Here is a 12,928-nt window from a genome sequence, read left to right as displayed (position 1 = left end):
TCTTGAATTTATGTGTATTAATATATAAAAATATCATATCTATGAAAAAACAGGGGGATTACTGAAAATGAGAGAAGAAGCTTTAAACATTTTATTTAAGTATTTAGAAACTGATAGAATGAGAAAACATTGCTATGCAGTTGAAGCAGTTATGAAAGATTTAGCCAAAAGACTAGAGCCAGAAAAAGAAGAAAAATGGGCGGTTGCAGGTCTTTTACATGATTTGGATTCAGATATAGTTGGAAGAAAACCAGGAGAAATCTGTGAAGGTCATGCAACAACAACTGTAGAACTTCTCAAAAAAGAAAATTTTGGTGATGAAGAAATGTATAGAGCAATACTTGGTCATCATGATGGTATGGGGGTTACAAGAACTAGTTTAATGGAAAAAGCTATATATGCAGCAGACCCTATAACTGGATTTATAACTGCAATAGCTTTAGTTTATCCAGATAAAAAACTTACGAGTGTAAAGACAAAATCTGTAATTAAAAGAATGAAAGAAACAAGATTTGCTTCAAATGTAAATAGAGATGCAATGAGAAGTATAGAAGATATAGGGATTCCATTTGATGAATTTGCAGAGCTTTCTCTTAATGCAATGAAAAATATTAGTGATGTACTTGAAAACAATGAAAATGAGTAAATAAGGAAAATAACAATAAATTTAAAAATGTGAATTGACAATAATTAGTTTAAATAAATGACTATAATTAATATAAACTTAAGGTCAACTTGTTAATAATTGACTGCAATGAGTAATTATAGTGATTCTTTGCATCAGTAATTATAGTAATAAACTTAAATATATAAAATAAGTAAATGAAAAATAGAAAAGAGAAAGTAAGGCGAAGTATATGAAACTTACGACTATTTGTTATATAGAAAAAGATAGTAAGACTTTAATGTTGTATAGAAATAAGAAGAAAGATGATGTACATGAAGGTAAGTATGTAGGTGTTGGTGGCAAATTTGAGCAGGGAGAAACACCAGAAGAATGTATAGTTAGAGAAGTTAAAGAAGAAACAGGTCTTACTCTTAAGTCATTAACATATAAAGGATTGATAACTTTTCCAAAATTTAAAGATGAAGAAGATTGGTATATGTTTTTGTATTTTTCAGATGAATTTGAAGGAACTTTATCTAACAAAGATTTAGATAATTGTAAAGAAGGCAAGTTACTTTGGGTTGATAATGATAAAATATTTGACTTAAATATGTGGGAAGGCGACAGATTATTTTTAGATTGGGCTAAAAAAGGCAAAATTTTTAGTGCAAAGATAACATATGATAATGGTAAATTGAAAGATTACAGTGTAAATTTTTTAGATTAATTAAAAAATTAAAGCCTCTGTATTGTTAAAAAAATAAAAATTGACTAGGACAACTATTTGATTTATACTAGAGTAAAAATTTTAAAATGGAGGAATAATCTGGAATGATAGACATAAATTTAGACAAATGTGTAGGATGTGGTATGTGTGAGTCGGACTGCCTTGTAAATGCAATAAGGGTTAAAGAAGATAAAGCAAAGGTGAAAAATATTCTCTGTATTAATTGTGGTCACTGTATGGCTATATGTCCAACAGATGCAATAGAAATGCAGGGATTTGATAAAAATGAAGTATTAGAATTCAATCATGAAAATTTTGAACTAGAGCCTGAAAAATTACTAAACTTTATCAAATTTAGAAGAAGTATAAGAAGCTATAAAGACATAGAGGTAGAAGAAGAAAAAATAAAAAACATAGTAGAAGCAGGAAGATACACACCAACAGGTGGAAATAGACAACCGATAAGATACATATTAGTAAAAGAAAAACTAAAAGAAGTAAAAGAATTAGCAATAGAAGGGCTTTATAACTTGGCATTAAATACTGATGATGAAGACCCTGTACGTTCTATATATAAAAATACATTTAAGAGAATGTACAAAAGATATAAAGAAGAAGGATATGATTCTCTATTCTATGATGCACCATTACTTATGGTAGTAGTTGGTGATACTTCTTTAGGAGGAAGTGTATATGTAGATGGTGGATTAGCTGCGTCTAATATGGAGCTTATGGCTTATTCTCAAGGATTAGGAATGTGCTACAATGGATTCTTTGTTATGGCATCAAATGTAGAGCCAAAGTTAAAGGAATTATTGGGAATGAATGATAATGAAGCAGTTATAACTTCATTTATATTGGGATACCCAAGTGTAAAATATAAGAGAACTGTAAATAGAAATAGTGCTAAATTTGAAATAAGATAGAACTTAGAATGTATTATATACTCAAGATTAGCACAAGATAATGTATACATTTAATATAGTAAATTTGTTGTAATAATCAAATAAATCAGTTATAATCTAGGTATATTGTATATGGTGAGGATATTTAAATTTTTAAGTAAATTTTTATATCCTTTTTTATGCTAATCTACTTTTTCATATCTAAAAGTTTAAGTAGTAATTTGCATTGTAAATCTTAATTATATGGAGGATTAGTGTAGTGAATTCAAAAAAATTACTTTTATTAATTATTGTAATTGCATCCATATTCACTTCTTGCATATTTCCTTTTAATGTCAATGCTCTAGGTAGTGATAATCGTACTATTCGGGTTGCTTATCCTATTCAAAAAGGGTTAACTGAACTAGATAAACAAGGTAAGTACTCTGGATATACATACGAATATCTGTTAGAAATTGCACAATATACTGGATGGAATTATGAATTTGTTCAAGTATCTGGTGATGAAAATGAAGTTCTTACAAAACTAATGAAAATGTTAGAAAAAGGTGAGATTGATATAATGGGAAGCATGTTATACAATGAGCAGATGGAAAAATTGTATAATTATGCAGGTAATAGTTATGGAGTAGTAAATACAGTATTACAAGTATTATATGAAAATACAGCTATTGATAGTATAAGGTTAGAAGCTATGAAAGAAATTCGTATTGCTGTAATAGAGAATTCTAATACTAGGCTTAAAGAATTAAATGAATATTGCAAGATGAATTTAATATCACCTAAATTGGTATATTGTAAGTCACAAGAAGAACAATTACAAGCACTAAAGGTTGGTGAAGCAGATGCACTGCTTAATGTGAGTGTGAGTCCAATGGAAGGTGTGCGTACTATAGCTAAATTCTCACCAAAGCCATTCTATTTTATTACACCTAAAGGAAGTACAGACTTAACTCAAAGACTCAATTCAGCAATTAATAATATCGAACAGACAGACCCATATTTTTCGACTGCTTTGTATGAAAAATATTTTACACCAGAAAATAGTAAGATGATTTTGTCTGATGATGAAACTACATATATTAAAGATATAGATACATTAAAAGTTGGAGTACTTTTAAATAAGCCACCATTTCAAAACATAGATAAAAAAACAGGAGAATTAAAGGGTATATCAATAGATTTATTAAATCACATATCTGATAAAACTAGATTGAAGTTTGAACTGGTGCCTGTAAAGTCACAAAAAGATTTGGATAAAATGACTAAAAATCATGAAATTGATATTGTAGCAGGAATGATTTATGATTATGAAGATTCTCGTAAACACAATGTGACTATGTCTCGACCATTTGTTTCCACCCAATATATTATGATGATTAATAACAAATTAAATGAAAATAGTTTAGATGGAAAACGTCTAGCTCTACCTAAAGGGACTGGTTATGATAATTATTTTAATGGGGATGTCATATGGTATGATACTTTGGAAGAGTGTATAGAAGCTGTTAACAAAGGGTTTGCAGATTATACTTATGGAGAAGGATATTCTATACAGTACTATATTAATCAACCTAAGTACAAAAACGTACGTTTAGTTCCACAGACTTATGAATCACAGAGTATTTGCTTTGGAATAGTTAAACCAAGTAAGCAGGAATTATTGGGTATATTTAATAAAGCTATTATAAGCATTCCATCAGAAAAGATGCAATCAATTATCTATCAAAACACTACATATAGACAAGACTTTTCACTACTTTATATTATGCAACAAAATCCAATTGAAACTATTTTAATAGTTGCTAGTTTATTACTTTGCATTATTGGAGGTATGGCATGGAGCCTGCATACACGTAAAAGTATGAATCAGAAAATATCTTTGGAACTTAAAAAGCATGCTGAAGTTTATGAAATGGCAAGTGAATACTTTTTTGAATATGATTATAAACGAGATAAATTGATAGTTTCTATGAAAGGGAAAGGAATTAGTACTTATTATGGTATAAGTAAGAGTGCTATGAGTGAGATTGAAATAGAACATAATAAAAAGTTTTTTGATGTAATCAAGTCACAGGAGAATGGGACGACTGAAATGTATTCTATATGCGCTGATGGTAGTTGTCACTGGATTAGAATTACTTCAAAAATAATTTATAATGAAAAAAGTGTACCAGTGTATGTAATTGGAAAAATATCTAATATTGATTCTGAAAAAGAGGAAAAAGATAAGTTACTGGATAAGGTTCAAAAAGATGGTTTAACAAATATTCTTAATTCAGCATATATTAGAAAGTTAACTACAGAAAGTTTATCTAATTTATCTCCTAACAAAAATGGAGCTTTGTTAATTTTAGATATTGATTATTTTAAGTCTATTAATGATACTTATGGGCATTTAATTGGAGATAAAATATTAATTGATGTTGCAAAAGTGCTTGATAGAAGTTTTGAAAAAAATGATATTGTTGGTCGATTGGGTGGAGACGAGTTTAGTATATATATTAAAGATATAATAAATAAGGAAGAACTTGTCAATAAATGTAATGAAGTATATAAACAAATTCACCTCATAAAACTGCCAAGTGGAAAAAGCATATCTATAAGTATGGGTGTAGTAATAACAAAATATGGACAGAAATATGACGAATTATATCAAATGGCAGATGATGCTCTTTATGATTCTAAGAAGCAAGGAAGAAATAAATTTAAAATAGTAGGAGTATAATTTTTAGTAAGATTTACTATAAAAATTGTAAATAAGATACAATTGAACGAGTTTTGTATAATTGTACATAAAAGAGATGTATTACTTTATATAAGATTCAGTATAAAAATATAATAAATTTTTAAATAAAAAGTATCTAATAAATCTTTTTAAAGTAAAAATAATAAAGCCCAATGACGTATGTTATTATCATCATTAGGCTTTATTTCTATAAATTAATACTAAAATTAAACTTGATGCTAACATTAGTATTAATTTACAGGTTAATTTTATATGGATTTACTTAGAATTAAAATCTGCTTCTTAAAACTTAGTCTTAATATTGGTTCATAGATTTTAATATTTCAATAACATAATCCCAAACATTAGCAATAGAAGGTATACTAACGTGTTCTTTTGGAGTATGAACATCAAACATATCTGGTCCTATAGATATAGCTTCAGCATGAGGAAGTTTATCAAGTAATAATCCACACTCAAGACCAGCATGTAGAGCCATAACAGTAGGAACTTTACCAGTTAATTTCTCATAAGTTTCACTACATATTTTTTCTAATTTAGAACCTTTTTTAAATTCCCAAGCTGGATATTGAGATGTAAGACCATAGTCAGCACCTAAAGCTTGAGCTAAAAGTCTTATTCTATCAGCTATCTCATCTCTAATAGACATAACAGAACTTCTAACAGAAGTTAAGAATTCAATAGTTGATTCTTTAGTTTCAATTATAGCAAAGTTAGTAGAACTTTCAACTAATCCTTCTATATCAAGACTTACAGATTGAACACCATGAGGAGTTAAGCTTGACATTTGAATAACTTTTTCTTTGCAGTCTTTAGTAAGAGCTTTAGTTGCAGAAGTTTCAACTACTGAATAAGCCATATCAGGGTCAGAAGTAGTAAACTCATGTTTAAATGCAGTTAAAATATCATTTATTTGTTTTTTAGCAGATTCAACATCAGCTTTATCAACAGCTATTACACATTTAGCTTCACGAGGTATAGCATTATGCTTAGTACCACCATCAACTGAAACTAATTCGTAATCAACATCTAGTACGCTTAATACTCTAGCTATTGCTTTGTTAGCATTTGCTCTTTGTAAAACAATTTCCATACCAGAATGTCCACCTAATAATCCAGTAACTTCAACTAATAAAGCTTGCTTGTCAGCTCCAACTTCTTTGTACTCAACAGGTAGACTAACAACACAAGTTTTACCACCAGCACAACTAACTAATAGATATCCTTCTTCCTCGGAGTCCATGTTTAGGATATATTGACCTTTGATTAAGCTTGGGTCTAATGCATCAGCACCGTTCATACCATCTTCTTCATTAACAGTAACTAAAACTTCTAATGCTGGATGCTCTAAAGTATTATCTTCTAATATAGCCATACCCATAGCAACAGCGATACCATTGTCAGCTCCAAGAGTAGTTCCAGTAGCGTATATCATATCACCATTAATTCTTAATTTTATAGGGTCTTTAAGAAAATCATGTTCAACATTCTTTTCTTTTTCACAAACCATATCCATATGTCCTTGAAGAACTACTCCTGGACAATTTTCATATCCTTTTGTAGCAGGCTTTCTTATTATTATGTTTAAACTTTCATCCTGGATAGTTTCAAGCCCTAAATTTTTACCAAAGCTAAGTAAATAATCACTTATGCCTTTCTCGTTTCCAGAACCTCTAGGAATTTGAGATATTTTCTCAAAGTTTTTAAAAACATTTTCTGGCTTTAATCCTTCTAATACGTTTCCCATGACTTGTGTTCCTCCTTAATTTATCTATATAAGTAGCTATTTTTATAAAATAAGCTAAAATAAACTCCTTTAAAAAATATTAAAGAAGATTTTTTAACAGATTATATTACAAATAAAGCATGTTTATGTATAATATATAGATAGCTACATACATAGTATAATACAAAATATGTTTAAAATATATCTAAAAGAGAAAAAATATAATAAATTTAGAAATAAAAAAGAAATAAAACTTGCAGTTTTTATTGAAAATGCTTGGAAAGCATACATTTTAAATATTAAAGAAAAAAGTTAAAATATTGAGGATGGTGAATATAGAAAAATGAATGAGAAATCGTTAAGAGTTCTAGAATACAATAAAATAATAGATTTATTAAAGAAGAAAGCCTCATCTTCTTTAGGTCTAAAATATATAGAAAGTTTAGTTCCAAATACTGATTTTGTAGAAGTAAAGTCCATGCTAGAAGAAACTAGTGAAGCTCAATCAATTATTATAAAGAGAGGTTCAGTAGGTTTGGATGGTATTCATGATATAGAAGATAAGGTTAAAAGAGCCTATATAGGTGCATCTCTTGACCCAGGAAGTTTAATTATGATAGCGGATACTTTAAGAGTAGCTAGAAGATTAAAAAATAGTCTATCTAGCAGTGATGAAGAAGATTTTAATTATCCAATAATACAATCTCTATCAAATTCTCTATATGTATATAAAGATATAGAAGAACAGATATACAATGCGATAATAAGTGAAGTAGAAATATCTGACAATGCTTCAAGTACACTTAGAGATATCAGAAGAAGAATAGCTCAAAAAAATCAATCCATTAGGTCTAAATTAAATTCAATAATAAGTTCAACTACTTATCAAAAATACTTACAAGATGCCATAATTTCTCTAAGAGGTGATAGATTTGTAGTACCTGTAAAATCTGAATATAGGTCGCAAGTAGCTGGTATAGTACATGACCAGTCATCTTCTGGTGCGACACTTTTTATAGAGCCAATGACTATAGTAGAGATGAACAATGAGTTAAGACAGCTAAAATTAGGAGAGCAAGAAGAGATAGAGAGAATTTTATCAGAACTTTCTGCAATGGTTGGAGAAGTAAGTGAAGATTTGATATCCAATCAAGAGATACTTGGAAGATTAGACTTTGCATTTTCAAAAGGAAAACTTTCTATACAAATGAGAGGTATAGAGCCTACATTAAATGAGGATAAATATTTAAATATAAAAAATGGAAGACATCCACTATTAGATAAGAAAAAAGTAGTGGCAAATACTATTTATTTAGGAAGAGACTTCCACACATTGGTAATAACAGGTCCAAATACAGGTGGTAAAACAGTTACAATAAAAACTGTAGGTTTATTTGCACTTATGACACAAAGTGGACTTCACATACCTGCTGATTATGGAAGTAGTATGTGTGTATATGATAATGTATTTGCAGATATAGGAGATGAACAAAGTATTGAGCAAAGTTTATCTACATTTTCATCTCACATGACAAATATAGTATCAATACTAAAAACCGTAACAGCAGACTCTTTAGTTATATTTGACGAATTAGGAGCAGGAACAGACCCTGTTGAGGGAGCTGCACTTGCAATAGCAGTATTAGAAGATATAAACTCTGTAGGAGCGAAATGTATAGCAACTACTCACTATAGTGAACTTAAAAATTATGCTCTTACTAAATCTGGTGTAGAAAATGCAGCAGTTGAATTTGATATAGAAACTTTAAGTCCAACATATAAGTTACTTATAGGTGTTCCTGGAAAATCAAATGCGTTTGAGATTTCCAGAAAACTTGGACTTAGTGACTATGTAATTTCACGTGCCAAAGAATATATAAACACAGATAACATAGCTTTAGAAGATGTATTACAAAATGTTGAAAAGAACAGAATCAAAGCTATTGAAGATAGAGAAGAAGCTGAGAGATTGAAGGAAGAGATAGAAAGACTAAAAGTAGAATACGACGAAAAACTTGAAAAATTAGTTACTCAAAGAGATAAGATGATTGAAAAGGCTAAATCAGAAGCATTTTCAATAACAAGACAAGCTAAGGAAGAAGTAGACCTTATAATAAAGGAACTTAGAAGTTTAGAACAAGAAAGAGCTTCTAAAGAAAAAAATCGTAAAATAGAAGAACTTAGAAAAGAATTGACTAGTTCTATGGGAAGTCTTCAACCGACAGTAAAAAGTATGATAGTTCCAAAAGTTTCAAGTAAAGAAATAAAAGACCTAAAACCAGGGGAAGAAGTTAGAGTAATAACTTTAAATCAAAATGGTAGTGTGGTTTCTGTAGACAAAAAGAGAAAAGAAGCAGTAGTGCAAATTGGTATAATGAAGATGACTCTACCTTTTAAATCTTTACAAAAATCTCACAAGGATGTTTCAAAACACGTTACTAAATCAACAAGAAATATCATAAGGGCAAAATCTGGAAATATAAAAAGTGAAGTTGACCTTAGAGGTTTAAATTTAGAAGAAGCTATAATGGAAGTCGAAAAATATCTAGATGATGCATATGTAGCAGGTCTAGAATCTGTAACAGTAATACATGGAATTGGTACAGGAGTGCTAAAATCAGGACTACAAGACATTTTAAGAAAAAATAGACATGTAAAATCACAAAGAGGTGGCCAGTATGGAGAAGGTGGAGCAGGAGTAACAATTGTTAAACTAAAATAATTTGTATAGGAGCACATTTTTATGATATTAGTATCTGCATGTTTAATAGGAATAAATTGTAAATATAGTGGCGATAATAATGAAAATGAAGAAGTAAAAGAATACCTAAAAGGTAAAGATTTTACTCTTGTATGTCCAGAACAGTTAGGTGGTTTATCTACACCAAGACCTCCTGCTGAGATAGTTGATGGAAAAGTAATCACAAAAGAAGATAATAAAGATGTAACAGAAAACTTTGTAAGAGGGGCTGAAGAAACTCTAAAAATAGCAAGATTATATGTATGTAGCGAAGCAATACTAAAAGAGGGTAGCCCCTCTTGTGGATGTAATCTAGTGTATGATGGTAGTTTTTCAGGCAAAAAAATACCAGGGAAAGGTATCACAGCAAAGTTACTGGAAGAAGAAGGAATAAAAGTCAAGAGTGAAAAAGACTTATAGAAAAGCAATAATCGTATAGATAAAAACTGTAATTATAGTATTTTTAATATATACAGAAAACATAATTATTAAAGTGTTTTGCCCTGTAATGAAATACTTGAAAAAACACTAAATTTGATTTAACATAAAGAGATAAGTACAATATAAACCAGGAACAATGTAGAGAGGAGCAACAAGATGCAAGATTTCAAGGTAGCAATATCAAATTGCCTTAAAGAGAAAATAGAAGAACTGTCGATAGAAGAGATAGAGGCACTTATAGAAGTTCCACCAAACAAGGACATGGGTGACTATGCTTTTCCATGCTTTAAATTAGCTAAAGTATTTAGAAAAGCTCCAAACATGATAGCAAGTGAATTAGCAGAAAGTATAGAAGCTAGTGGAGAGATAACAAAAGTAATACAATTAGGCGGATATGTGAATTTCTTTGTAAACAAATCTCAATTAGCAGAAACTGTAATCAAAAAAGTATTAGATGAAAAAGAAAATTATGGTCGCAGTGATTTTGGAAAAGATAAAACTGTAATAGTTGAATACTCTTCTCCAAATATAGCAAAGCCTTTCCATATAGGGCATATAAGAACTACAGTAATAGGTAATGCTCTATATAAGATATATGAATCACAAGGATACAAAACTATAAGAATAAATCATTTAGGTGACTATGGAACTCAATTTGGTAAGTTAATAGTGGCCTTTAAAAAGTGGGGAGAAAAGGAAGTAGTAGAATCTAATCCAATCCCAGAATTATTAAAATTATATGTAAGATTCCATGAGGAAGCAGAACAACATCCAGAAATGGAAGATGAAGCAAGAGCATGGTTTACTAAATTAGAAAATGGTGACGAAGAAGCAAAAGAATTATGGCAATGGTTTAGAGATGAAAGTCTAAAAGAATTTAGTAGAGTATATAAACTTTTAGATATAGAATTTGATTCTTTAGCAGGTGAAAGTTTCTATTCTGATAAGATGGACAGAGTAATAGAGTTATTAGAAGAGAAAAATCTTTTACAAGAGTCTAAAGGTGCAAGAATCGTTGATTTAGAAGAATATAAGATGCCACCAGCTCTTATTACTAAGAATGATGGCTCAACATTATATATGACAAGAGATTTAGCTGCGGCAATATATAGAAAAGAAACTTATGATTTTGATAAGTGTATATATGTAGTTGGTTCTCAACAAAACCTACATTTCCAACAATGGTTTAAAGTAATTGAACTTATGGGATATGAATGGGCAAAAGACTTAGTGCATGTTGGATTTGGTATGGTAGCTCTTGAAGAAGGGACTATGTCAACTAGAAAAGGAAGAGTTGTATTTTTAGAAGATGCATTAAATCAAGCTATAGATAAAACTAAGGATATTATACTAACTAAAAACCCAGATGCTAAAAATGTAGATGAAATATCTAAACAAGTAGGTGTTGGAGCTGTAGTATTCCAAGAACTATCTAATAGTAGAATAAAAGACTATACTTTCTCATGGGAAAGAACATTAAGCTTTGATGGAGAGACTGGACCATATGTTCAATATACACATGCTAGATGTTGTGCAGTTTTAAGAAAAGCAAAAGAAGAAATCACTTCTGATATAGATTATAGTCTATTGGCTGATGAAGATAGTGCAGAAGTTCTTAGAGTTATAGAGTCATTTAATAAAAATATTTTACTTGCTCTAAAGAAGAATGAACCACATATAGTTACAAGATTTATGCTAGATTTAGCTCAAGCGTTTAATAAATTTTATCATGATAATCCAATTTTAGTGGAAAATTTAGAGATTAGAAAATCGAGACTTGCTTTGGTACAAGCCACAAAACAAACTTTAGAAAATTCTCTGAAGCTGTTGGGAATGCACGCTCCAGAAAGAATGTAATACAACAAAATGTTGAAATAAAAAGAATAAAATTGAACTTAGTACGCAATTTGTATAACTGTAGAATATAGGGATGTCGAAAACTGATGCTTTACATATAAAAAAGTAGTATCGTATAATAATATATAGATAGTAGATTACAATGATTTTTGTACACTACTATCCCCCTATATATGACAGCTTCTTAACGGGCTGTCTCTTTTTTTTTAATAGCAGGATATTTAAATTAAGTTTTTGAGAAAGGATATATTTATGAATGACGTATTAATAAAAAAAGTCTACACATCTTCTTTTAATAATGGAAGTAAGACTCTTAAAGATTTAATTATAATAAATACAAAATCCTTAATAGATGATAAAACTCAAAGATGTGTATATATAGACGAAAAGAGATTGAAAGATGAACTTATTTACTTTAGATTTTATGGAGAAAAAATAGATAATGTCAATTTTTTAAATATTTTATTACCATTAATTTTATCAAATACTAATATTCAAAAAAGTGAAGATGAGGTTGTTAAATTAATAAAAAAATATGTGAGTTACTTTAGAAAAGAGGAATTCTTATTTGATTATTTATTAAGTTCTGTAGCATATAATTCTGTTATGCACAATCTTATAAATAACAGTAAAATTGAATATGTCGAATTACTACAAAATATTAAAGACAAGATAATAGATTTTTCTATAGAATTAGACAAGTCTGATATTGTAAAGTTTCAGATGGCAAGGATAGGTACAATACAATTAATTGATAAATATATTGATTTAAAATATGAAGATTATGATGAAGAAAGTATTCTATCAAGTGTTTTAAATATTTTATATGATATTTATATAGAAGACAGAAATGTAGAAAATGAAGGAATTAAAAGCATGAAAAAATCTATATTATCTATTTTAGGTGAAGAGACTGAATTAAACGAAGATAATATAGATTTTATTCTTTCTATGTCAGAATATGTTGTTAAGTTGAGAAAATATAAAATTGGGGTTAAAATGTATAATAAAAAAATAGACCCAAGAAGTCTTATAAGCCTTGAAGAAGGCGATACTACAATAGACCCCATATTTAATCAAATAACAGTTATGTCGAAAACCTTTAGTGATAATATATTAAGCATAAAGATACATTCTAAATCAGGTATTTATATATTAAAGTTTAAAAAGGTTTAG

General features: G+C 29.0%; 10 protein-coding genes. 9 read left to right on the top strand and 1 reads right to left on the bottom strand.

Going from position 1 to position 12,928, the window contains the following annotated elements; genetic code table 11:
- Positions 1 to 67: 67 nt before the first annotated feature.
- The 4 genes from IC173_RS08960 to IC173_RS08945 all read left to right on the top strand — a co-directional run bounded on the left by IC173_RS08960 (position 68) and on the right by IC173_RS08945 (position 4,967).
- Complete coding sequence (locus IC173_RS08960) at positions 68 to 646, top strand: HD domain-containing protein (protein ID WP_227855433.1); 579 nt, start codon at positions 68 to 70, stop codon at positions 644 to 646.
- A 211-nt stretch (positions 647 to 857) separates the two neighbouring features.
- Positions 858 to 1,334 carry an NUDIX hydrolase gene (locus IC173_RS08955; protein ID WP_227433465.1) on the top strand — a complete coding sequence of 159 codons (477 nt, stop codon included), beginning with the start codon at positions 858 to 860 and terminating at the stop codon, positions 1,332 to 1,334.
- Positions 1,335 to 1,438: 104 nt separating this feature from the next.
- Entirely contained in the window at positions 1,439 to 2,260 is an 822-nt protein-coding gene (locus tag IC173_RS08950) for a nitroreductase family protein (RefSeq protein WP_227824721.1), read from the top strand.
- Positions 2,261 to 2,498: 238 nt separating this feature from the next.
- Entirely contained in the window at positions 2,499 to 4,967 is a 2,469-nt protein-coding gene (locus IC173_RS08945; protein WP_227855432.1) for a diguanylate cyclase domain-containing protein, read from the top strand.
- A 316-nt stretch (positions 4,968 to 5,283) separates the two neighbouring features.
- On the opposite strand, the gene IC173_RS08940 is transcribed toward IC173_RS08945, so the two are convergent.
- Positions 5,284 to 6,735 (bottom strand): aminoacyl-histidine dipeptidase, encoded by a 1,452-nt coding sequence (locus IC173_RS08940; RefSeq protein ID WP_227851437.1) that lies wholly within the window; start codon positions 6,733 to 6,735, stop codon positions 5,284 to 5,286.
- Between the two features lie 169 nt (positions 6,736 to 6,904).
- On the opposite strand from IC173_RS08940, the gene IC173_RS20700 reads away from it, so the two are divergent.
- The 5 genes from IC173_RS20700 to IC173_RS08920 all read left to right on the top strand — a co-directional run bounded on the left by IC173_RS20700 (position 6,905) and on the right by IC173_RS08920 (position 12,928).
- The gene (locus IC173_RS20700) at positions 6,905 to 7,030 is read left to right on the top strand and encodes a hypothetical protein (protein WP_255613105.1); all 126 of its coding nucleotides are present in this window, start codon (positions 6,905 to 6,907) and stop codon (positions 7,028 to 7,030) included.
- Between the two features lie 27 nt (positions 7,031 to 7,057).
- The gene (locus tag IC173_RS08935) at positions 7,058 to 9,436 is read left to right on the top strand and encodes an endonuclease MutS2 (protein WP_227483008.1); all 2,379 of its coding nucleotides are present in this window, start codon (positions 7,058 to 7,060) and stop codon (positions 9,434 to 9,436) included.
- Between the two features lie 21 nt (positions 9,437 to 9,457).
- Positions 9,458 to 9,874: a DUF523 domain-containing protein gene (locus IC173_RS08930; protein ID WP_227433460.1), complete on the top strand. Its 417-nt coding sequence runs from the start codon at positions 9,458 to 9,460 to the stop codon at positions 9,872 to 9,874.
- A gap of 177 nt (positions 9,875 to 10,051) precedes the next feature.
- On the top strand, positions 10,052 to 11,752 hold the full coding sequence (gene argS, locus IC173_RS08925) for an arginine--tRNA ligase (protein ID WP_227433459.1): 1,701 nt from the start codon (positions 10,052 to 10,054) through the stop codon (positions 11,750 to 11,752).
- Between the two features lie 252 nt (positions 11,753 to 12,004).
- Positions 12,005 to 12,928 carry a hypothetical protein gene (locus tag IC173_RS08920; protein WP_227855431.1) on the top strand — a complete coding sequence of 308 codons (924 nt, stop codon included), beginning with the start codon at positions 12,005 to 12,007 and terminating at the stop codon, positions 12,926 to 12,928.

This window comes from Clostridioides sp. ES-S-0048-02 (assembly GCF_020658495.1).
In the GTDB taxonomy this organism is placed as follows: Bacteria; Bacillota; Clostridia; order Peptostreptococcales; family Peptostreptococcaceae; genus Clostridioides.
This window is presented reverse-complemented; position numbering and strand designations above follow the sequence as displayed.